This window comes from Caballeronia sp. INML2 (genome assembly GCF_023631365.1).
In the GTDB taxonomy this organism is placed as follows: Bacteria; Pseudomonadota; Gammaproteobacteria; order Burkholderiales; family Burkholderiaceae; genus Caballeronia; species Caballeronia turbans.
This window is the reverse complement of the sequence record NZ_JALQDH010000046.1, coordinates 174209-195935: the sequence shown is the minus strand read 5'-3', so window position 1 is coordinate 195935 and position 21727 is coordinate 174209. Positions and strand designations below refer to the sequence as shown.

The window sequence follows — 21727 nt, the reverse complement described above, 5'->3', positions numbered from 1 at the left end:
CGCATCGTCAGGTCACCTGCAGCGGCTCGACGTGCCAGATGTCGCGCGCATATTCCGCGATCGTGCGATCCGACGAGAAGATGCCCATGCCCGCCACATTCTCGATCGCGCTTTTCGTCCAGGCTTCCTTGTCGCGGAACTTCAGATCGACTTCGGTTTGCGTCTTGTCGAAGCTGTCGAAATCGGCGAGCACCATGTAGTGATCGCCCCAATCCACGAGCGTGTGGAAGATGTCGTAGAAACGATGCGGCTCTTCCGGCGAAAAATGCCCGAGGCGGATCTGGTCGAGCGCGAGCTTCAGTTCCGGGTTCTCCTCGTAGATCTGCCGCGGCCGATACCCCGCTGCGCGCAGCGATTCGATCTCATCGGTCGTGTTGCCGAAGATGAAGATGTTCTCGCGCCCGACCGCGTCGCAGATTTCGATGTTCGCGCCATCGAGCGTGCCGATGGTCAGCGCGCCGTTCAACGCGAGCTTCATGTTACCGGTACCCGATGCCTCGGTGCCCGCCATCGAAATCTGTTCGGACAGATCGGCCGCCGGAATGATGAGCTCGGCCACGCTCACCCCGTAGTTCGGAATGAAGCCGACCTTGAGCCGGTCGCCCACGAGGGGGTCCGCGTTGATTCGCTTCGAGACATCGTTGATGAGCTTGATGATGTTCTTCGCCATCTTGTATGCGGATGCCGCCTTGCCCGCGAACATCACGACGCGCGGCGTCCAGTCCTTCTCCGGATTCTCGCGGATGCGGTTGTAGCGCACGATCACGTACAGGATGTTGAGCAGTTGCCGCTTGTACTCGTGAATGCGCTTCACCTGCAAGTCGAACAACGCTTCCGGATTGATGATCGCGTTGGCGTCGCGCTTCGCGCGTTCCACCAGGCGGAGCTTGCTGGCGAACTTCGCGTCGTGGAAGGCCTTGCAGAACTCCGGATCGTCACGCCATTCGCGCAGACGGCCGAGCTCGAAGAGATCGGTGCGCCAGCGCGGCCCCAGCCGCTTGTCGATCAGCGAAGACAGCGACGGACTCGCCTGCGCAAGCCAGCGTCGCGGCGTGACGCCGTTCGTTACGTTGGTAAAGCGCTCGGGATACATGCGCGCAAAGTCGGAGAAGATGTTCTGCACCATCAGTTGCGAGTGCAGCTTCGACACCCCATTCACCTTGTGGCTCGCGACGATCGCGAGATGCGCCATGCGCACGCGCCGCTGACCATACTCGTCGACGAGCGAGATGCGCCGAATCAGATCGACATCGCGTCCGAACTTCTCGGTGACCTGCTTCAGGAACTGCGCGTTGATCTCGAAGATGATCTCCAGATGCCGCGGCAGCAAACGCGCGAGCATCTCGACGTCCCACGTTTCGAGCGCCTCGGGCATCAGCGTGTGGTTCGTGTAAGAGAACATTTGCTGAATGAGCTTCCACGCCTTGTCCCACGGCAGATGATGCCTGTCCACGAGAAGACGCATCAGTTCGGGAATCGCGAGGACCGGGTGCGTGTCGTTCAGATGCACCGCGACCTTTTCCGCGAGCCGCCCGAAGTGCGTGTGCGTGCGCTGATAGCGGCGAATCAGATCCTGCATCGTCGCGGAGACGAAGAAGTACTCCTGACGCAGGCGCAGCTCGCGGCCAGCCTGCGTCGAGTCATCCGGATACAGCAGCCGCGAGACGTGCTCCGACGTGTTCTTCGCCTCCACCGCGCGGCGATAGTCGCCCTGATTGAACGCCGACAGGTCGAACTCATCGGTCGCGCGGGCGGACCACAGGCGCAGCGTATTCGTTGCGGTGGTCGCGAAGCCCGGGATGACCGTATCGTAGGCCATCGCATTCACGTGCTCGGTGTCGATCCAGTCGGTGCGATCGTCGTGCTGCACCGTGCGGCCGCCGAAATGCACGGTGTACACGACTTCGGGCCGCGGAAACTCCCACGGATTGCCCGCGCGCAGCCAGTAATCGGGCATCTCGACCTGATTGCCGTCGACGATCGTCTGGCGGAACATGCCGTATTCGTAACGGATGCCGTAGCCGAAGCCCGGCACGCCGACGGTCGCCATCGAATCGAGAAAGCAGGCCGCGAGACGGCCGAGGCCGCCGTTGCCGAGCGCGGCGTCCGGCTCCAGGTCCTCGAGCGCCGCGAGATCGACGCCGAGCCCGGCCAGCGCATCGCGCACCTCGTCGTAGATGCCGAGCGCGAGCAGCGCATTGCTGAAAGTTCTGCCGATGAGAAACTCCATCGACAGGTAGTAGACGCGTTTCACGTCCTGTTCGTACTGCAGCCGCGTGGTGCGCATCCAGCGTGCGACGAGACGATCGCGCACCGCCAGTTCGGCGGCATGGAGCCAGTCGCGCGGCTGCGCGGTGACCGCATCTTTGCCTACGCCGTACATCAGGCGGTTCGAGATGGAGCGCCTGAGCGCATCGACAGTGCTGTTGAGCTGGTCGAATTCCAGGTCGACGGATGTCATCGGAACCTCCGGTATTTGCGACATATGCAACGACCGCGAAAGCATGACGAGAGTTCACGCCGAGTGCCCCATATTGGCGCGCTGATCCGGTCGAGCGGGTGCGGACGTGCCTGAATGTGCAGGTTACGCCAGTTTTGTTTTTTTTGGTATGACGAGGCGGAAACGGAGGCGAGGCCCGCGAATTGCTTGCAACAACGGCGAACCTGACATGACAAGGCGATTTATTTCGGATTCCAGATGTTTTTTTTGAGCGATCAGCGGCGCGGTGCGCGAGCGGCGATCAGCAGAAGCGCCGCGAGCGATACGGCCAGCAGAATCAGCGAGAGCGCCGACGCAGGCAGATAGTAACCGCGATTGACCTGACCCACGACGACGATCGGCACGGTCGCGAATCCCGGCGGATAGACGGTGAGCGTCGCGCCCAGCTCACCGAGCGAGAGCGCGAAGCCGAGCGCGAGGCTCGCGCGGATCGCGGGCACGAGTTGCGGCAATACCACGCGCACGAGCACCATTCGCGGCGGTGCGCCGAGACTTGCGGCGGCCTCGCGCAAGATCGTGAGCTCGGGACGCAGCGCGGCGGCCGCGCAGCGATAGCAGAACGGCAGCACGAGCGCGAGCTGCACCAGTACGACGATGGCGGCCGATCCGGACAAATCGAGCGGACGCTTGTGATACGCGATCAACACCGCGAGCCCGAGCACGACGCTCGGCACGCCGCTGCCCATCATCGCGACGGCATCGACGAGCGCGCCGAGGCCGCGCCGGTCGCGCCCTTCCAGCGCGAGCGCGAGCCACAAACCGAGCGCCGTGCCGATGAACGCGACGCCCACGCCGACTCCGAGACTCGTGCTCAACGCATCGAGATCGCTCGATGAAAGCCGCGCGAACCAGCGTGTGCTGACGCCATCCGGCAAGATCGTTCCCGACCAGTGCGACGCGACGCTCGACAAGGCAACGACGACCACCGGCAACACGAACAGCCAGAAGCACAGCAGCGCGACGAAGCCCGTGATCGCGAGGCGCAGGCACGCGCCGGGCGTGAATCGCGATGAACCCGAAAGCTGCATGTCAGCGGACTCCTGCGCGCCGGTTGACGCGCCTGTATAGCGCATAGAGCGATAGCGACATCAGCAGCATCACGACCGAGCCCGCGGCCGCGGTGGGAAGATCGAGATCGACGGTTGCCGCGCTGTAGATCGCGATCGGCAAGGTGATCAGATGCGCGCTGCCGAGCACGAGCAGAATGCCGAATTCGTTCAGCGTGAGAAGGAAGCAGAGAATCGTGCCGGCGGCGATGCCCGGCCACGCGAGCGGCAACACGACCTTCGTCGCGACCATCCAGCCACCGGCGCCGAGGCTCCTCGCCGCCTCGACGAGCCGCATGTCGAGCGTCGCATACGATGCAAGCGTCGGGCGCACGACGAACGGCGCATAGAACACGACTTCCGCGAGAATCACGCCGCCGATGCCGAAGAGGAAATCGAGCGGCGTCGCATCGAGCGAAAAGAGCCGCTGCAAGCCGATGCTGACGGACCCTTGCGAACCGTAAAGAAAGATCAGCGTGAACGCGACCAGAAACGACGGAAACGCGACGAACAACTCGAGAAAGCGCGTAAGCAAACGCGCGCCCGCGAACGGTCTGAAGAACAACATCGACGCGATCGCGACGCCGAGCAAAGAAGCGATGCTCGCGCTCGCGAAGAGAATGCCGAGCGTCGTGCCGATCATGCCGCGCGTTTCCGTATTGCCGAAGAACGCGGTGTACGCGTGCAGCGTGAAACCATGCGTGCCGGTCACGCTGAGCATCACGAGTCGCGCGAGCGGATAGACGACGAGCGGCCCGAGCACGAACACGAGTATGAAGAGCAGATGCCATTGCCCTTTGCGCTCGCGGCGTTTCGCGTGCGCGGCATGCGCGGCGAATTGCGCGCAGAGATCTGCGTCCGTGATGCCGCCTTCGTCGCGCACGGCGCTGTCAGGAACGAACAAGGACGACATCGTCAGCCTCGAAGCGAAGGGACACGCGCGTGCCTTTCTCGGGCATGCGTGCATGGCCGCGTTGCGTCGTCACGAGCACGGGTTCGCCCGGCGACGCATCGAGCGCGACCGTAATGGAAAGCGCCGCGCCATACCATTCGACGGACGCGATGGTGCCATGCAACGGACCTTCGCCCAGCGTGACGATCGTGAAGCGCTCGGGACGAATGCACGCGAGGCGCTCGCGCTCGTCGTGCCGCGCATCGCCGACGGGATACACCACGCGCGGCGGCAGCAGATTCGCCGCGCCGAGATAGCGCGCGACGAACGCATCGTTGGGCGCGTCGTATAGTTCGCGCGGCGCGCCGAGTTGCGCGATGCGGCCATCGCGCATCAGGAGCGTGCGATCGGAGAGCACGAGGGCATCGTCCTGATCGTGCGTCACGCAGACGATCGTCAGATTCGGCAAGCGCTCATGCAAGGCCTTCAGTTCGCTGCGCACCGAGGCGCGTAAGTTTGCATCGAGCGCGGAAAGCGGTTCGTCGAGCAGCAGCACATCCGGTTCGATGACGAGCGCGCGCGCCAGCGCAACGCGCTGCTGCATGCCGCCGGAAAGCTGCGCGGGCATGATGTGGCCGGCATCGGAAAGCTGCACGAGCTTGAGTGCATCGGCGACGCGCCTTGCGACCTCGCCCGTCTTCAGCTTGCGTGCGCGCAGCCCGAACGCGACGTTGTCGAACACGGACAGATGTGGAAAGAGCGCATAGCTCTGGAACAGCAGCCCGAGATTGCGCTGATGCGGCGGCGCGTGCGTGAGATCGCGACCCGCGATGGCGAGCGTGCCCGCCAGTGCATCGGCCTTGACGAAGCCCGCGATGAAGCGCAGCAGCGTGGTCTTGCCGCAGCCGCTTCGGCCGAGCACGGTGAGGAATTCGCCGCGACCGATGCGCAGCGAGAGATCGTCGAGCACGGTGCGGGTACCGAAGCGCACCGTCAGACGATCGATGTGCACACCCGGCGTCGCGTGAACGCCGGACACTTCTTTGGGCAGAGCGCTCACTTTACGACTTCGGCTTGACGACTTCGGTCTGCTTGCCCGTATTGCCGATGACCTCGGTCTTCCAGCGCTCGGTCCAGCCGGCCTTCTTCCGCATGACTTCGTTCCAGTCGACGGAAATCAGCTTCACGCCCGAGATCGCCTGCCTGACGGCCTCGCCGTTCTTGCCGGCGAGCGGCACGTCGGTGCGGCCCGGAATGCCGTAAATATCGGGCACTCTCGACTGGACGTCCGACGACATCAGATAGTCGATCAGCTTCTTGCCCGCCGCCTGATTCGGACCGCTCTTGATGAGGCCGATCGCATACGGCAACTGGAAGGTGGTCGGCGCTTCGCCGGCCTTGTGCGACAGGAAGAGCGGCTTGATCGAGAGGCCGCCGTTCGCGGCGTCGTCGAGGTCCATCTGCAGATCGCCGTTGGCGAACGCGATCTCGTTACGCGAGAGCAGCACGTCGAGATAGCCCGTGCCTTTCGTATGGAACTTCGCGCTCTGCTCGAGCGATTTGAGGTAGTCGAACGCCTTGTCCTCGCCCATCAGCGCGGAGGTCAGGATGATGACGGCCATGCCGTCGCCTGCCGTCGCCGGATTGGAATATGCGATCTTGCCCGAGTAGCTCGGATGCAGCAGATCGGCGAAGGTCTTCGGTGCGGCCTTCGTGACTTCCGGATTGATCGCGAACGAAAAGTAGTTGTTGACGAACGTGGCCCATGCGCCGTCCTGCGCCTTGGCGATGGCGGGCACGTTCTTGTAGTTCACGCTCTGATAGGGCTGCAGCAGGCCGCCTTGCTGCGCCTGCTGGATGAACGGCGGCAGCGTGACGAGCACGTCGGCCTTGGGCGAATCCTTCTCGACGGTCGCGCGATTGACCACTTCGCCGCTGCCCGCCGTGACGATGTTGACCTTCACGCCTTCCTTCTTTTCGAATGCGGGAAGCACGTCCTTGTAGAGATTCTCGAGACCATCGGCGGTGTACAGGACGACGGCGTCGGTGGCGTGGGCGGGCATCGCGGCAAACAGGGTGATGGCGGCGAACGCCGGCAGCACGTGGCGCGCGAAGCGGAAATCGCGGGTCATTTATGGTGTCTCTTGTCGGGGTGGTGGATGGGCGGTGGCGACCTTCAACCGCCAAGCATTGCAGAGGTCTGTGACATCGATGTGAACCGGGTTTGGTTGTTTTGCCCGCCCAAAGCAATGCATTCTTTCCGCAGGGTAAGCAATCCACGAGTACCTGTCCGCTAGACTATCTGGCTTCGCACGAAGCTCCGGACAAGGCACGAAGATGTACAAAAAAGGCGTAGTGATCGAAATCCAGTTCCCTCCCGATCGCTTGAACGACGCTGCGGGCGATCCGTACTGGATCGATCTCACCCTCGACGAAGCAAAGCGGTTGCATGCGCAACTATCGCGCCGCTTCGAGGGCGATGCACGCGCGAATCAGCCGCTCGACACCTTCGCAATCGAATGACGCGCCCGCACCGGCGAGTGCACGGTTGAACAAGACGACTGCGGGCATCCGCACCGATACTGCGGCATCTCATCTTGCCGCATGCCTCACATGGTTTCGATCCTCGCCGCTCCCGTCTTCGTGTTTCTCTGGTCGACCGGCTTCATCGTCGCACGGGCGATCACGCCTTACGTCGATCCGAATCTGTATCTGCTCGCGCGCTTCGCCGGCACGACGCTGTTGTTTCTCGTGATCGCCGTCATCACGCGGGCGCCCTGGCCGAAGGGCCGCGACATCGGCCGGCACCTCGTCGCTGGCGCGCTCCTGCAAGGGGTCTATCTCGGCGCGGGCTACTGGGCCGTCGCAGAGGGGCTGGGCGCGGGCGTCATGGCGCTGCTCGGCGCGCTGCAACCGCTCCTGACGGCCGCCGTCGCCGCGCGGCTCTTCGGTGAACGGCTCTCGCCACGCGCATGGGGCGGCCTCGCGCTGGGCCTCGCGGGCGTCGCGCTCGTACTCGCGCCGAAGATCGCGGCGAGCGGCGCGCACGTCCAACATGCAGCAAGCGGGCATGCCTCGCAGTGGATCATCGTGTCGATCGCGCTGCTCTCCGTCGTCGCCATCACCGCGGGCACGCTGTACCAGAAGACCTCCCTCGCACGCGCCGATATCCGCAGCGCCAGCGCGCTGCAGAACGCCGGCGCGGCGATCGTCGCGCTGGTGCTGGTCATGGCGCTCGGGGAGCATCGCTTCATTCCGTCGATGACGACGTGGCTCTCGCTCGCATGGGGCATCGCGATGCTCTCGGGCGTCGCGACGACGCTGCTCGTATGGATGGTCCGGCGCGGCGACGCATCGCGCGCGACCGCCCTGCTCTTTCTCGCGCCGCCACTCGCCGCACTCGAAAGCTTTCTCGCGTTCGGCGAGACGCTCGACGCCGTGCAACTCGCGGGCTTTGGCGTCGCGCTTGCGGGCGTGCTGCTCGCGCGCGCGAGATAGCCGCCTCGGGGTCTTTCTCGCGCGGTTCTATCCGCGCTTGCTCGCGCGCTCGAAACAGGCGCGCGGCTCAATCGACCGTGTTCGCGCCCGCCGGAATGTGCTCGCGCACCGCCTTCCCCGGGCCCGGCGACCACGCCGGCCGCGTTTTCCTTCCCGTATCGACGACAACGAGATAGTGGCCCGCCCAAGGCGTCGTCTTGCGCGTGGCCTTCAGGACCCACATGGACTCGCCTTCGGATGCGCGTGCCTCGTATTGCGCGTCGAGAATGCCGTAATGATCGATGAACGTGTTGAGCGTCGACGGAATGCGCACACACCCCTTCGAATGCCGCATGCCGAGCAGCGGCTCCAGTTTCTCCGGATCGGTGGCGTGCATCTGGAAGCGCATCGGCGACTTGCCGCCCTTGCCCCAGCCGCGCTCGCCCTCGGCCCAGCCGAAATCGTAGATGCGCATGTCGCGCGCGCCGTAGCCGCGGATCTTGAACTCGTTCAGCGTGCCCTCGGCCCGGAAGTCCATGTTGCCTGGCACGTGCTGGAAGACGCCGAGCGGCGTGACGAAGTGATCGTACGTGCCGGGACGGCCCGTCGATACCGGCGACGCGCCGATCATCGACCACGCATCGCCCGCCTTCGCGCGGAAGTAGATGAAGATCGCCTGCACGTTCGCACTGCGATCGACCAGCACGACGAACTCGTTGGCGAGATCGCCGTGGCCGTCATCGTCGAGCGCATGTTGGAGCAAACGGCCATACGCCTGCTGATCCGCGACGGGCACAGTGAGACGCCGGTCGACTTCCTTCGCGAAGTTCTGCCGCATCGCGTATGCGCCCGCCGGCGGTATCCCGGTACGCTGCGCAAGATTGGGTTCGGGCGGCTCCGGGGGCAGCGGCACTTCGGGCGCCTGTGCTTCGGATGCCGCGCTCGCGGCGCTTGCCGCCGATGCCGCCGACGCCGCGCTCGCGGCTGATGCGGCGGCAGCCTCGGAAGCCGCGGAAGCTGTGGGGGCCGGTTGCGCCGGCATCGGCACGGGCATGGCCGGCAGCCCGCGTTCAGGCGCGCTCGCGCCATGCGGGATGCTCGCGCTTTGCGGCATCGGCGGCACGGGCACCGCGGGCGCGACGGGCCGCGCCGTCACACGGCCCTGCCCGACCGTCCCCGATGCGCCCGACGCAGCCTGAGGCTGCGCATGAACCGCTGTCGCCATCGAAAGGAGCGCGCCCGCCGCCGCGCTCATGAAGATCCTTGCGCCGAGCGGCGTCTTGTTCTTTCCTGCCTGATGCATCGATATGAATGATCCGCTTTGCGTTCTGCCGACGAGCGGCGCCTGCGTCAAATCTCGCGCAGACAAAAAAGCCGGTGCGCACGAGGCACCGGCTTCGCCGCTACATAACGTTCGTCAGGGGAAATTCAGCAAAGTTCATTCCGGGCGCCGCGCGCCGTACGGCGCAGCGCAGGCGCTCAATGCAGGCGGATGGACGCATCACCCGATGGCGATGCGCGCGCGCGCAAGGGCTCGTCGAGCAAGCGCTGATGACACAGCTTCTGCGCGATCGCCTCGCCGATGTAAGGCACATCGATCGCGAGCCTGGCGGTCGCGTAGGCGTGAGCGGTGCCTGCGCCGTGGACTTCGATATCGCTCGCATAGCCGCCGAGCTCATGCTCCAGAAAGCGTCGCACGTCGCGCGCGGCGCAGCGTTGCGGAAGATTCCAGACGATCAGGTTCATCGCCTTCACCTCCTTGCGCGCACGCGCACGGGCTGCCGGCGCTGCTTCACGATCATGTGCGCCGCAAGCGTGCCGATGACCAGAAAGGACACTACGTAACGATCATGGCAAGCTCCAGACGAATTTCGAGATAGCTCCATACTAATCCCGTAGACCATTCGCGTGCTGCGACATCGCGTCCTTTTTCAATAAATGTTCTAAATCGGACGGATGCCCCGGATCAATCGTCAGAAGCCGTTGCACGTCATGCTCGAAAGATTCGGATAGCGATTGGGCCAGTCGCCCGCCATCGCGCTCTGCGCACTCTTTAGCGTGATGTCGCCGGTGCAGACGCAGCGCTTCAGATAGACGGCGAGCCGTTCCTTGCGCCGCTGGCCCGCACGCCCTTCCCAGCGGCGCAGATCGAGATTCGCGGGAGAATTGGGCGAGCCGCCGAGCAGCACCGGCATGCGGTGATCGAGCGCATATTCCGACGCGAACGACGCATCGATGCTCCGCTGCTTCAAAAGCCGCTCCTTCTGGTGCATCTGAATCTCGAACGACGGCAGCACGCGGTCCACATAGCCCGGCACGCAGATCGTATCGACGATGGTCGCCTGCGTGACGCGCGCATCGAGCCATTCGGCGCGCTGGGCGCGCGGCGTGCCCGGCATCAACGCGAACATCGCGCAGCAAAACGCCAGCGCCGCACGCGCGCGCCGGCTCCTGCGGCCCGCGCCCGGCTTCGTTTTCTCGGTGAACCGCGTATCCCTTCGACTCATGCCTCTTTGCGCATCCATCGCGGCCACGGATAGCCGCGCGTTTTTTGAGATGATTGAGGTTCAATTAAAACACACGAAACGCACGCTGCACGCGAAGCGTTCGTCACGAGCCTCGAAGCGCGTCATGTCGATGAGCCGGATGCGGACGACGCACAGGCGAGCGGATCGGCGAGCGCCGCATCGAGCGCCCCGGCCGCCGTGACGAATGCCGCGAACGATGCGGCGACAGGCGCATCGTCGTCGCCGTTGCGATCTTCGGCGACCGCGCGTTCGCAATCGCGCTGCAACGCGACGCACGCGCGAATGAACGGCGCCGCCTTGATCACCGCGGCTGCACCCTTCATGCGATGCGCGATATCGCGCAGGCGGGCGTGGTCGCAGGCGTCGAATGCGGCGTGCGCATCGGCGAGGTCCTGTGCGTTGGCGGCTCTCAGCGTGTCGATGAGCGTGCCGGCCTGATCGCCGAAGCCTGCCAGCGCGGCGTGGTCGAACACCGGCGTGTCCGGATCGGGCGCGGCCGTTGGCACTTTCGGCGACGCCGTCGATTCTCGGCCGCGGCGCGTCACCGCAAGTAACGCCTCGCGCAGATCGTCGAGGGCGAGCGGCTTCACGAGGCAGGCGTTCATGCCCGATGCGATCGCGCGCATGGCCGCGTCGGGCTGCGCATTCGCGGTCAGGCCGACGATCGGCACGGCGCGCGGCCTCGACGGGTCTTTGGCTTCGTCGTCCCGGATCGTTCGCGTGAGTTCCTCGCCGCTCATTCGGGGCATCGAGCAATCGGTGACGATCACGTCGAGCGCGCGTGGCTCGGCGCGCCAGCGTGCGAGCGCGCCCTGGCCGTCGACTGCCAGTTGCGCGACACCGCCAAGCAGCCTGATCTGCCGGTCGAGCACGATGCGGTTGGCCGGATGATCGTCGACGACGAGCACGCGCAGGCCCGCGAGCGATGCCTCCATGGCATGCGCCTGTACCGGTCCCGTCTCGACGACGGATGGGACAACGGATGCAACGGCTTGCGCCTGCGGCAAATCGAGCCGCACCGTGAAGCGCGTGCCGCGTCCGGGTGCGCTCGAGAATTCGATCGTGCCGCCCATCATCGTGACGAGCCGCTTGCTGATGGTGAGTCCGAGCCCGGTGCCGCCGACGCTGCGCGCGTGGCCATCGTGCGCCTGCACGAACGGCGTGAACAGCATCGCCTGTTTCTCGGGCGCGATGCCGATGCCCGTGTCGGATACCGCGAGCGTCACCGCGCGCCTGTCGTCGCGGGGCGGGGCGACGCCGTATTCGAGCGTGACCGCGCCGGCATCGGTGAACTTGATCGCGTTCGAGAGCAGGTTGCCGACGATCTGCCGCAGACGCTGGCCATCGGCGAGGACCCAGGCGGGGCCGCCATCGGACAGGCACTTCACGGCGAGCCCGACGCCCTTCGCGCGCGCGACGGGCTCATAGATCGCCGCGACGCCCGCGACCCACGCCTCGATCTCGAGCGGCGCAGGCGCGAGCACGAGGCGTGCGGCCTCCATCTTCGCCACGTCCAGCAAATCGTCGATCAGGCCGAGCAGATCGTGTGCGGCCCGGTGCGCGATCGACAGCGCGCGCTCGGTCGCGGCGCGCTCACCGGGTGCGCGCAGCTCCATTTCGAGCAGCCCGAGCACGGCGTTCATCGGCGTGCGGATTTCGTGGCTCATCGCCGCGAGGAAGGTGGACTTCGCGCGGTTCGCCGTCTCGGCTTCTTCCTTCGCGGCGCGCATTGCATTCTCGGCGGCAATCCGGCGGCCGACCTGCACGCGCAGCGTCAGCGCCCAGCCAGCGAGCACCAGCACGAGCGCGGCGCCCAGCAGCGCGCCGAGCGCGACTTGCGGGCGGCGGCGTTCCCACAGCAGCTCGGGATGTTCGGAGAGGGCCCAGCGTGCGCGGATCGACTCCAGTTGCGGAAGCGGCAAGCTGGCGAGCGCACGATTGATGATGCCGAGCAGGATCGGCTCGTTGGCCGCAACGCTCAGCCTGTACGGGACCGGCTGCGTCGACAGCACACCGCTCACGACGAGCGAACCGCGGTACGGATTGCCCACCCGATAGTTTGCGAAGGTCAGATCGGTGACAGTTGCGTCGGCTTCCCCTCGCGCGACGGCGTGAAGCTGCTCTTCAAGCCGCGCCGTGTAGATGAAACGCGCGTCCGGAGCCTGCTGCCGCACGAGTGTTTGCAGCGGCGCATAGGCCGCGAGCGCGACCCGCTTGCCCGCGAGCGCGGCTGCGTCACGCCGCCGCGGCTGACCCGCCGCCGTCACGATCGCGAAGATGCCCTCGCCGGTCGGCGCCGAGGATACCGTCCCGGCCATGGGCGCATCGCCTATGCCGTAAGGCACGATGGCGGATGTGCCGCTTTTCATGTCGGCCGTCAACTGATCGATCGAATCGCGCATGCGGGCTTCGAAGCGCAGCCCCGTGACGCGTCCGATCGCATTGAGCAGATCGACCGCGACGCCCGCTGGCTGGCCTTGCGAGTCGCGAAACGAGAGGGGCGCGCCTTGCGCGAGCATCGAGAAGTGAACGACGGGATGCGCCTTCACCCACGCGGCTTCCTCTTCGGACAGCTCGATGGGTCTGCGCTGCGCGATCAAGTCCGCGCTCGGATTCCACCGTGCATACTCGAGCAGCAGAAATGCCGGCGGCAGCGCTGCGAGCGCGTCATCGATCCGGTGCCGCAATGAAACGGCTCCGGGCCGGTCCGCCGCGAATGCGAAACGGTAACCGTCTTCGTCGGCAGCGGCGAAGTGGGTGACGGCCACGTTTGGCAACTTGAAATGCCTGAGGACGTAGGCGGCGGCGGTCATGTCGCCGACGAACGCGTCGGCATCGCCGAACGATACGGCCAGCAGCGCGCCGATCAGGTCGGGATAAGCGGCGGGCGTCATCGACGGATACGCGGCCCGCAAGCGCGCCGGCGAGGTTTGCGTGTCGACGTACGCGATCCGATGCGTCGGCGGGCGCGTCTCGATCGGTTCGATGAAGAGCTGCTTGCGCGGCAGATACGGGCGGCTGTAGGCGAGCGCCGCGCCGCTGTCCTCGCCCGTCGCGCCGGTCGCCATGTCGATCTCGCCGCGCTTGAGCGCTGCAATCATTGCGGCGCGGCTCGAATAGAGACGCCATTGCGTATCGGCCTTTAGCGCGCCCGCGACGGCGTTCACGTAGTCGACCGAGATGCCGCGCGGATCGCCCGCACGCGGATACGCCATGTCGAGCGGCGGCACGACGCCTGGTGCCACGCCGACGACGATGCGCTCTTTCGCGGCCGCCGTCGCGGACGCCGCGCATAGCACGCCTGTCATCAGGATGACAAAGAGGATCGCCACGCACGAGCGCCGTCGCGCGCGTGCGGCCCGCGCAACGTCGCTACCTGGCCCTGCATGATCGAACAAGCCGCACCTCCGCAATAATCGGTGCGGTTAGTTTCTCAAAAAGGCCGCGGTGCGTATATCACCGGCCAGTGGCATGGTCGCCCGTACCGTTGCAACCGGCGAAACGCGACGCGCGGGCTTGTTTTGCGAACCTTGCGTCAGGCCGGGACCGATTCAGCCTTTTGCGCGCGCGACCACACGCGATGCATGCTCATCGCTTCGATGAACCGCTTCAGTACCTGTTTCACATCGCTGCCGACGACGACGCCTTCCTCGCCGTTTGGCAGATGAGCGGCTGCGAGCAGATCCTCTCCGTCGCCGAGCGCGCCGATCGCTTTGAGATGCTTGAACGCTTCGAGCACGAAATGACGCGCGTCGCCGGATTCGGACAGCGTCTTCGCGCTCTCCTTGCCGCCCGCGACGATCACGCCGTCGAACATGATCGACGGCATGCCGAGAATGGTCGCGTCGGCCTCGATGCCTGGCGCCGGCGAGCCGAGCGTCGGCGAGATGACTTTCGCGTGCGCGCCTTCGGCCTTGAGCGCGTCCTGCACGGCCTTGATGCTCGCGGCGTCGGCGCCCCGTGCGGCGAGAATCGCGACCTTGCGCGTCTTGACCGAAGGCTTCGCCTTCGCGATGATCGACAAGGCCGGCGACTCCTTCACCGACGACTTGCCGAGCTCGTCGGCGTCGGCGCTCTTCTTCGGCGCGGGTAGCCCGAGATTGGCGGCAACGCGCGCGGCGAGCGTCTCGTCGATATTCGCGAGGATGCCGAGCTGGCGCTCGCGAATGGGCTTGCGCTCGACCTTCGAAAGCTCGAAAGAATAAGCGCCGACGATGTGATCCTTTTCGGGATCGGTCATGCTGTTCCAGAAGAGCGTCGCCTGCGAGTAGTGATCCCGGAACGACGGGCTGCGCACGCGGATCTTCGACCCTTCGACGCGTTCCGTATAAGTCTCGAAGCCGCCGCCCGCCGCGGCCGGCGCGGTTTCCTTCGGCCATCCGCCGTCGATCGAATTCGGCTCGTAGGAGGCCTGCCCCTTGTCGATCGTCTGGCGATGCATCGCGTCGCGCTGACCGTTATGCAGCGGCGCGAGCGGGCGGTTGATCGGAATCTCGTGGAAATTGGGACCGCCGAGTCTGCTGATCTGCGTGTCGGTGTACGAGAAGAGACGCCCTTGCAGCAGCGGATCGTTCGTGAAGTCGATGCCCGGCACGATATGCCCCGGGCAGAAGGCGACCTGCTCCGTCTCGGCGAAGAAGTTGTCCGGATTGCGATTCAACGTGAGCTTGCCGATCATCTTCAGCGGCACGAGTTCCTCGGGGATGATCTTGGTGGGATCGAGCAGATCGAAGTCGAACTTGTGCTCGTCCTCTTCCTCGACGATCTGCACGCCGAGTTCCCACTCGGGATAGTCGCCGTTGTCGATCGCTTCCCATAGATCCCGCCGATGGAAGTCCGAGTCCTTGCCCGCGAGCTTCTGTGCTTCGTCCCACAGCAGCGACGCCGAGCCGATCGTCGGGCGCCAGTGGAACTTCACGAACCGTCCTTTTCCTTGCGCGTTGATGAACCGGAAGGTGTGGATGCCGAAGCCTTCCATCGTGCGCAGACTGCGGGGAATCGCGCGGTCGGACATCGTCCAGAGCACCATGTGCGCGGACTCGGGGACGAGTGAAACGAAATCCCAGAAGGTGTCGTGCGCGGATGCGCCTTGCGGCATTTCGTTATGCGGCTCGGGTTTGACGGCGTGGACGAAGTCGGGGAACTTGATCGCGTCCTGGATGAAGAACACTGGCATGTTGTTGCCGACGAGATCGAAGTTGCCCTCTTCCGTATAGAACTTGACGGCGAAGCCGCGCACGTCGCGCACGGTATCGGCCGAGCCGCGCGAGCCTTGCACGGTTGAGAAACGCACATAGACAGGCGTTTCCTTCAATGGGTCTTGCAGGAACGCGGCCTTGGTGAGTTCGGCCTGCGATTCATACACTTTGAATACGCCATGCGCGGCGGATCCACGGGCATGGACGATGCGTTCTGGAATGCGCTCGTGATCGAAGTGCGTGATTTTTTCACGCATGATGAAGTCTTCGAGCAGCGAGGGGCCGCGCTCGCCGGCGCGCAGCGTGTTCTGGTTATCGGCGACCTTGACGCCCTGGTTCGTCGTCAGGGCCTGGTTCGTGGCGTCGGTGCGGAAGGTTTCGAGGGCTTCGACTTTTTTGTTGGTGTTGCTTTGCGACGGGGTGCGGGCGACGCCGCTCGGGGGCGGCTGTTTGTTTGTTGCCATTTGGGGGACTCCGGGTTTGCGGGTGAGGTTTTGCGCTCAACCGGTCGCAATTGGTGTTCCTGCTTTTAGGTGGTGGGTCCCGGTTTGTTATTGGTCTATTAGCGTTGCCCCTATGCGGGGCGGCAGTCACTTTCTTTGCTGCTGCAAAGAAAGTAACCAAAGAAAGCAGCTCGAGACGCCCGCGGTCACACGCAGTTTGGCCACGCTTGCCATGTGATCGTGGGCTGCCTAAGTGTCGCCCTCAAAGGTCTGACCGGGCTTGGCTCGCGCACGGTCTGTCGCCTCGCACCGCTTGACTCACTGGCTCAGCGCCAAATGGCTCCGGCCCGCTTCGCGGCCGATGGGTTCATCGGGTTTGCGCGTGCTTCGTCGCTAACGCTTCCATCTCATTGCATGTGCGATAGGTTGGTTTCCCTTGTAGACCCAGCGGCAGCGCGCAGCGCTGTGCCGAAGCTATTTGGTGCTGAACCAGCACGCTCAGGGTACTAGCTTGTCAGACCGTGCGCGAGCCAAGCCGATTAGCCTTGTGAGGGCGACACTTAGGCAGCCCACGATCGCCTGGCAAGCATGGCCAAACTGCGTGTGACCGCGGGCCTAACAAGCTGCTTTCTTTGGTTACTTTCTTTGCAGCAGCAAAGAAAGTGACTGCCGCCCCGCATAGGGGCAACGCTAATAGACCAATAACAAAACGGGATCCGGCGAAAGCAAAAAAAACCCCCGCCGCCCGCGGCAAAAAACAAACCTTTCAACCCACCGGCGATAATGCCCCCAGCTTATCCGCAGTAACTTTCTGCAACGCAATGATCCGCCCCATCGCCGCATGATTGGCGGTCGCGTCGTCATACATCCTGGCAAGATCCGCCTTGAGCTGCGTCCTCGATCCGCCGTCGAGATAAACCATATGCCCCGACGGATAAAACGTCGCCGATAGATTCTGCCGCACGGTCTTGTCGATCAGCGGCATCTGCTGCAAATCGATGATCGTCTGATAGAACGGCGTCACGAAGTCATACATCCCATTCGCGGCAAGCACCTTCAAATCGACATTCAACGCCATCACCGCGGCGAGATCGCCCGCCGTATAGAGAATGATGTTGCCCTTCGAATCCACGCCCTTCTGCGCGCCCGTCGGGTCCGTGTGCTTGAAGTTCCAGTTGAGGAAAGCCTGATCGTTCAGATCGGTGAACGACGACGTCGACGTGAACTTCAAATGCTCGTTCAGATAGCTGTTCCACATCGTCGTATAGACGCCGCTTACCGCCGTCATCGTCGGGTCGTTGCCGCCGGAATTCGGGTCGATCTTGCCCGCGATGCCCGTCGAAATCGCCGTCACGCGCCCGTCGTAGGCACCGAGCGATTCGCCCTTCGCCTTTAGCAGCGTCGTCAAAAACAGCGAGTTGCCGCGGCTGTCGTACGCCGCGATATCGAGACTCCACGCGAGCAGCGTCGCCTTGTCGATGCCCGTGTATTCGGACAGCTTCTCGACCACTTCGTCGTCGGTTTGCGGGAACTTGCGCAGCGCGTTCAGATAATCCGTGCGCGAAAACTCCGCCACCTCTTCCGCAAAATTCAGAAGATTGGTCGGCGTCGGATGCACGCCGAGTTTCTTGTGATACCACGCGTCCGCCGCCGCGGTCGGCAGTGCGCCCACCGGATTGCCCGCCTGCCGGTAATCGAGAATCGACGACTGCAGCGTGACGCCGTTCAGATCGATGCCGTCCTCATGCAGCTTGTACGCGAGCACGCAACTGCGCGCCGTGCCGTACGACTCGCCAAATAGAAACTTCGGCGAATTCCAGCGGTTGTTCTTCGTCAGATAGCGCTTGATGAACTGCGCGATCGACGCCGCATCCTCGTCGACGCCCCAGAAATCGCGGTTCTTGTTCGGCGCGATCGCGGCGGAATAGCCCGTGCCGACAGGATTGATGAAGATCAGGTCGCTTCGATCGAGCAGGCTGTCCGGGTTGTCCTCCATCTGATACGGCGCGGGCGGCGTGAAGCCCGGCATCGCCGTCTTGATGCGGCGCGGCGCGAACGAGCCGAGCAGCACGAATACCGCCGACGAGCCCGGCCCGCCGTTATAGAAGAACGTGAGCGGACGCGCTTCCTCCTTCGCGCCGTCCTTCGTGAACGCGACATAGAACATCTTCGCGGTCGGCTTCGAGCTGCTCGGATCGACCGTCACGAGATGGCCGACCGTCGCGGTATAGGCGATCTTCGCGCCGCCGATCGTCACGCTGTGATGGGTGATCGCCGCATTCTCGTCGGCTTCGGTCGCGGCGATCGCGTCGTCGGGGCCGTTGCCGTATGCAACAGGGTCGAAGTACGGCTGGTCCTTCTTCGCCGTCGTGGTCTTCTTCGGCGCTTTCTTCGCGGCGGCCGCCGTGGCCGGTTCTTCCGCGCTGGAAGGTTTGTCGCTCGCTGCCAGTGGATCGGAGTTCATCGTCGTCGCTCCAGAATCGTCGTCGTGGTTGTTGTTCACTGTCTTACGCCTTGCTGCATCTCGTTTCAACTCTTTGCGGGCTCGAGCGCGGCCGCGATCTTCGCGCCGTCGGGGCTGCCCATGCCGGTGCACGCGTCCCAGCCGGCCGCCGCCGAGAAGCTGCCATTGTTGCCTTGCGTGATATCGCGGAACGCTGCCTTCGCCTTGTAGAGCTTCGGATTGACGAAGCCCGAAGGCGACGCGTTGATCGCGTTGATCCGCGCGATCAACGCAGCCCACAGCGGCGCGACCGCGCTCGTGCCGCCGACGACCGTATCCTCGCCGTCGATCAGCACCTCGTAGCCGGTTTGCGGCGACGCATCGCCCGCCACGTCCGGCACGCCGCGCTTCGCGAGCGTCGTCGCCTTGCCGTTGCGCGTGACCGACAAGCCCGCCTGCCACGCCGGCAATGCGAAAACGCCCGAGACGCCGCCGCCGCCCGCGCCGCCCTGGTCGCCGTCGTTCCACACGACTTCCTTCGCGATGCCCGAACCGGATGCCGCGAGGCTCGTGCCGCCGCAGCCGAGCACATACGGGCTCGACGCGGGGAAGTCGACGTGATCCGTGCCGTCGCCGGCGCCATCGGACGAGCCGCCGTCGCCCGAGGCGGCGCAGACCGTCACGCCGAGCGCCGCCGCGCTCTGCAGCACGTCATTGAACGCGCCGATCGACTGCGAGGACCAGTTCGACTCCGGGCCGCCCCAACTGATCGATATCACGGACGGCTTGTTGGTCGAGTCGTGCAGCGCGCGATTGACGGCATCGACGAAACCCGCGTCGCTGTTCGGCGCGAAGTACACGGCGATGCGCGCGCCCGGCGCGATGGCGCCCGCGATCTCGATATCGAGCGTCACTTCGCCATCGGGTCCGTTGGGGTTGCCCGTGGGCGCGTTCTTCGCGTTGTCGACGCCGACCGCGACGACTTTCGGCGCCTTCACGCCGAGCTTCGAGAAATACGCGGAGAGATCGGCGTCGCGATAACCGCCGCCCAGCTCGATGATCGCGATGCACTGGCCGGCGCCGTCGCCATCGGGGAAATCGTAGAGGCGCGCCAGATCGACCGGCGTGAAAGACGCGGGCGCCGCGCCGCGCGCGGGCTTGAACGGCGGACGGAAACGGAAATGCGGACGCGCCTGCGGCTTGCTGTCGAGGCCGAGGACGGCGGTGACGACATCGTGCATGTCCTCGGGCACCTTGACTGGCCCCGAGCGGCCGCGATATTCGCCGATGTTGTGATGTTGAAAGCGTTCGAGCTTGACGTCGAAAGCATTCTGAAACTGCTCGATGCTGCCCTTCAGCACCACGCTGCGCGTCTCGGTTTCGGCGCGCACGACTGTCAGGCCGTATTGCCTGGCGAAGGCCTTGACCTTCTCGACGTCCTGGTCGGATGCCGTGAAACGTTTGTCGAATTCCTCGCGCGAGACGGCTTGCGCTGGCGCCTCGCCGGCATCGATGCGCGACATCATCTGCTTGAATCCGGCTTCGTCCTTGCGTCGCAGCATCACGATCACTTCGATCTGCTGGGAAGGATCGCAGTCGCCGATGCATGTCGCGCCTTCGGGATGAATCTTGTCGCTGCCGCTGACCGGTTGCTTCATCATGGTATCGATGCTCCTCGCTGGCCATGAAGTTCAAAGGTTCTCGATCCTGCCGCTGCCGCGCTTCCGGCGCTTTCGACAGCGTGCACAGCGCACGCCGCCTATCGTCTTATTTTCCGGGCGCGAATGCAATTGCTCGGACCGTTGACGAGAGCATGCAGTTCCGGCGGGACAAAAGCTGTCCCGGTCTTCAACGGTGTGTCTCTATTGGATTACTGGCGCAAGGGCCAAGTCCGAGGCGTTCCATGAGACGGCGCGCATCGAACGGCGCGCGTACTTTCTGGTCGTTGTCGAAGTAGCAGAAGACGTCGCGTGCGGCGCGCGGGCGCGGTTTCGCCGAGGAAATCACACGCGCGTCGTCGATCTGTCCGCCCGCCGCCCAAGATGCGATGCGGCGCGCCCATTCATCGAGTGCCTCGTCTTTATAACTGCCGCCGTAAAGCGTTTCGCTGCCGTGCAGCCGCAGATACATGAAATCAGCCGTCAGGTCTTCCGCATACGGCCAGCCGGCGACGGAATCCGAGACGACGAGCGCCATGCGATGTTTGCGCAGGAGCCGCACGAACTCATCGGTGCAGAAGCTCGGATGACGAATCTCGATCGCGTGCCGCAATGCGCGCTTTTTCCCTGGCTCGAACCAAGGATTCTTCACACGCGTGTCATGGCCTTGAGCGAGACGCGCGGCGGCGACGGTGTCTGTCGGCAGCAGTTCGAGAAATCGCGCGAAGGCGTCCGGGCGGAATGCGAAGTTCGGCGGAAACTGCCAGAGAAATGGCCCGAGCTTGTCGCCGAGCGCGAGCACGCCGGAGGCGAAGAAGTTCGAGATCGCCGGGATGGCGGTTTCGTCGCGGAAACGCAGCATGTGCGTGAGGTAGCGCGGCCCCTTTACGCTGAAGACGAAGCCGGCGGGCGTCGCGTCATGCCAGGCGCGATAGCTCGCCACGCTTTGCAGCGAATAATGCGATCCGTTGATCTCGACTGTCTGTACCGCGCGCGACGCGAACTCGAGCTCGCGCGCCTGCGCGAGCTTCTTCGGATAGAAGACGCCGCGCCAGCCCGCATAGCGCCAGCCCGAAATGCCGATACGGATGCGTCCCGGCATTTCGCCTCCTAGTGCGCGCGCTCTTCGTCGTACTCCGGACGGACGCCCTGGGGCAGCCACGGCTCGCGATGCTTGCACCACAGCTCGTAGTCCGGTTCGAAGAGCCCGGTTTCGTCGAACGCGCCGAGAGGCAGGTCCACTTCATCGCGCGTCGTGTATTCCATGTAAGCGACCGAGCCGCACACCGGGCAAAAATGCCGGCGGCCGTCCTCGGAACTGCGCCACGTCGAGAGGCTGCCGCTCATCATCACGTCGCCGCGCGCATAAATCGCATAAGCTCCAAAGGCGGAGCCGTGCACCTGCCGGCACGTCATGCAATGGCACATCCCGACGCGCTTCGGCCCGCCCGCCGCGCGAAAGCGGAACGCGCCGCATGCGCACCCGCCTTCATGAACCGTAGCCGCCCGCTCATCATCCTTTTGAACGTTCATCGATATCTC

At 64.6% G+C, this 21727-nt stretch carries 16 protein-coding genes; 2 read left to right on the top strand and 14 right to left on the bottom strand.

Annotation, left to right across the window (positions count from 1 at the left end):
* Window positions 1–7 precede the first annotated feature (7 nt).
* From NCT32_RS15600 to phnS, 5 genes are all read right to left on the bottom strand, one after another.
* A complete protein-coding gene (locus NCT32_RS15600; protein ID WP_061118353.1) occupies window positions 8–2461 on the bottom strand; it encodes a glycogen/starch/alpha-glucan phosphorylase in 2454 nt (817 codons plus the stop codon).
* Window positions 2462–2715: 254 nt separating this feature from the next.
* On the bottom strand, window positions 2716–3528 hold the full coding sequence (gene phnV / locus NCT32_RS15595; protein ID WP_061118354.1) for a 2-aminoethylphosphonate ABC transport system, membrane component PhnV: 813 nt from the start codon (window positions 3526–3528) through the stop codon (window positions 2716–2718).
* A 1-nt stretch (window position 3529) separates the two neighbouring features.
* Window positions 3530–4459, bottom strand: a complete 930-nt coding sequence (phnU, locus tag NCT32_RS15590; protein ID WP_061118210.1) for a 2-aminoethylphosphonate ABC transporter permease subunit — start codon at window positions 4457–4459, stop codon at window positions 3530–3532.
* Window positions 4437–5498, bottom strand: coding sequence for a 2-aminoethylphosphonate ABC transport system ATP-binding subunit PhnT (gene phnT, locus NCT32_RS15585; RefSeq protein WP_061118211.1), 1062 nt, complete (start codon window positions 5496–5498; stop codon window positions 4437–4439). Before phnT ends, phnU begins: the two co-directional genes overlap by 23 nt.
* A 1-nt stretch (window position 5499) precedes the next feature.
* Complete coding sequence (gene phnS, locus NCT32_RS15580) at window positions 5500–6570, bottom strand: 2-aminoethylphosphonate ABC transporter substrate-binding protein (protein ID WP_061118212.1); 1071 nt, start codon at window positions 6568–6570, stop codon at window positions 5500–5502.
* Window positions 6571–6775: 205 nt separating this feature from the next.
* Between phnS and NCT32_RS15575 the strand changes: the two genes are divergently transcribed.
* Entirely contained in the window at window positions 6776–6961 is a 186-nt protein-coding gene (locus tag NCT32_RS15575; protein ID WP_061118213.1) for a hypothetical protein, read from the top strand.
* Between the two features lie 90 nt (window positions 6962–7051).
* A complete protein-coding gene (locus NCT32_RS15570; RefSeq protein ID WP_061118214.1) occupies window positions 7052–7936 on the top strand; it encodes a DMT family transporter in 885 nt (294 codons plus the stop codon).
* Between the two features lie 67 nt (window positions 7937–8003).
* Here NCT32_RS15570 and NCT32_RS15565 read toward each other — a convergent pair whose 3' ends face one another.
* From NCT32_RS15565 to NCT32_RS15525, 9 genes are all read right to left on the bottom strand, one after another.
* Window positions 8004–9218, bottom strand: coding sequence for a L,D-transpeptidase (locus NCT32_RS15565; protein ID WP_061118355.1), 1215 nt, complete (start codon window positions 9216–9218; stop codon window positions 8004–8006).
* Window positions 9219–9394: 176 nt separating this feature from the next.
* The gene (locus NCT32_RS15560) at window positions 9395–9661 is read right to left on the bottom strand and encodes a hypothetical protein (RefSeq protein WP_061118356.1); all 267 of its coding nucleotides are present in this window, start codon (window positions 9659–9661) and stop codon (window positions 9395–9397) included.
* Window positions 9662–9888: 227 nt separating this feature from the next.
* Complete coding sequence (locus NCT32_RS15555) at window positions 9889–10422, bottom strand: hypothetical protein (protein ID WP_061118357.1); 534 nt, start codon at window positions 10420–10422, stop codon at window positions 9889–9891.
* A gap of 122 nt (window positions 10423–10544) precedes the next feature.
* Window positions 10545–13775, bottom strand: coding sequence for an ATP-binding protein (locus NCT32_RS15550; protein ID WP_250477329.1), 3231 nt, complete (start codon window positions 13773–13775; stop codon window positions 10545–10547).
* Window positions 13776–13978: 203 nt separating this feature from the next.
* Window positions 13979–16105, bottom strand: a complete 2127-nt coding sequence (katE, locus tag NCT32_RS15545; protein ID WP_061118215.1) for a catalase HPII — start codon at window positions 16103–16105, stop codon at window positions 13979–13981.
* A gap of 745 nt (window positions 16106–16850) precedes the next feature.
* The gene (locus NCT32_RS15540) at window positions 16851–18548 is read right to left on the bottom strand and encodes a S10 family peptidase (RefSeq protein ID WP_061118216.1); all 1698 of its coding nucleotides are present in this window, start codon (window positions 18546–18548) and stop codon (window positions 16851–16853) included.
* A 65-nt stretch (window positions 18549–18613) separates the two neighbouring features.
* Window positions 18614–20188, bottom strand: coding sequence for a protease pro-enzyme activation domain-containing protein (locus NCT32_RS15535; protein WP_061118217.1), 1575 nt, complete (start codon window positions 20186–20188; stop codon window positions 18614–18616).
* A 187-nt stretch (window positions 20189–20375) separates the two neighbouring features.
* Window positions 20376–21287 carry a DUF72 domain-containing protein gene (locus NCT32_RS15530; protein ID WP_061118218.1) on the bottom strand — a complete coding sequence of 304 codons (912 nt, stop codon included), beginning with the start codon at window positions 21285–21287 and terminating at the stop codon, window positions 20376–20378.
* Between the two features lie 8 nt (window positions 21288–21295).
* Window positions 21296–21718, bottom strand: a complete 423-nt coding sequence (locus tag NCT32_RS15525) for a GFA family protein (protein WP_061118219.1) — start codon at window positions 21716–21718, stop codon at window positions 21296–21298.
* Window positions 21719–21727 lie beyond the last annotated feature (9 nt).

Bases quoted from the DNA above. Each gene is read 5' to 3' on its own strand.
- NCT32_RS15535 (WP_061118217.1), bottom strand. From the start codon at position 20,188: ATGATGAAGCAACCGGTCAGCGGCAGCGACAAGATTCATCCCGAAGGC.
- phnU (WP_061118210.1), bottom strand. From the start codon at position 4,459: ATGTCGTCCTTGTTCGTTCCTGACAGCGCCGTGCGCGACGAAGGCGGC.
- NCT32_RS15600 (WP_061118353.1), bottom strand. From the start codon at position 2,461: ATGACATCCGTCGACCTGGAATTCGACCAGCTCAACAGCACTGTCGAT.
- NCT32_RS15555 (WP_061118357.1), bottom strand. From the start codon at position 10,422: ATGAGTCGAAGGGATACGCGGTTCACCGAGAAAACGAAGCCGGGCGCG.
- NCT32_RS15565 (WP_061118355.1), bottom strand. From the start codon at position 9,218: ATGCATCAGGCAGGAAAGAACAAGACGCCGCTCGGCGCAAGGATCTTC.
- NCT32_RS15560 (WP_061118356.1), bottom strand. From the start codon at position 9,661: ATGAACCTGATCGTCTGGAATCTTCCGCAACGCTGCGCCGCGCGCGAC.
- NCT32_RS15530 (WP_061118218.1), bottom strand. From the start codon at position 21,287: ATGCCGGGACGCATCCGTATCGGCATTTCGGGCTGGCGCTATGCGGGC.
- phnV (WP_061118354.1), bottom strand. From the start codon at position 3,528: ATGCAGCTTTCGGGTTCATCGCGATTCACGCCCGGCGCGTGCCTGCGC.
- NCT32_RS15575 (WP_061118213.1), top strand. From the start codon at position 6,776: ATGTACAAAAAAGGCGTAGTGATCGAAATCCAGTTCCCTCCCGATCGC.
- phnS (WP_061118212.1), bottom strand. From the start codon at position 6,570: ATGACCCGCGATTTCCGCTTCGCGCGCCACGTGCTGCCGGCGTTCGCC.
- NCT32_RS15540 (WP_061118216.1), bottom strand. From the start codon at position 18,548: ATGAACTCCGATCCACTGGCAGCGAGCGACAAACCTTCCAGCGCGGAA.
- katE (WP_061118215.1), bottom strand. From the start codon at position 16,105: ATGGCAACAAACAAACAGCCGCCCCCGAGCGGCGTCGCCCGCACCCCG.
- NCT32_RS15570 (WP_061118214.1), top strand. From the start codon at position 7,052: ATGGTTTCGATCCTCGCCGCTCCCGTCTTCGTGTTTCTCTGGTCGACC.
- NCT32_RS15525 (WP_061118219.1), bottom strand. From the start codon at position 21,718: ATGAACGTTCAAAAGGATGATGAGCGGGCGGCTACGGTTCATGAAGGC.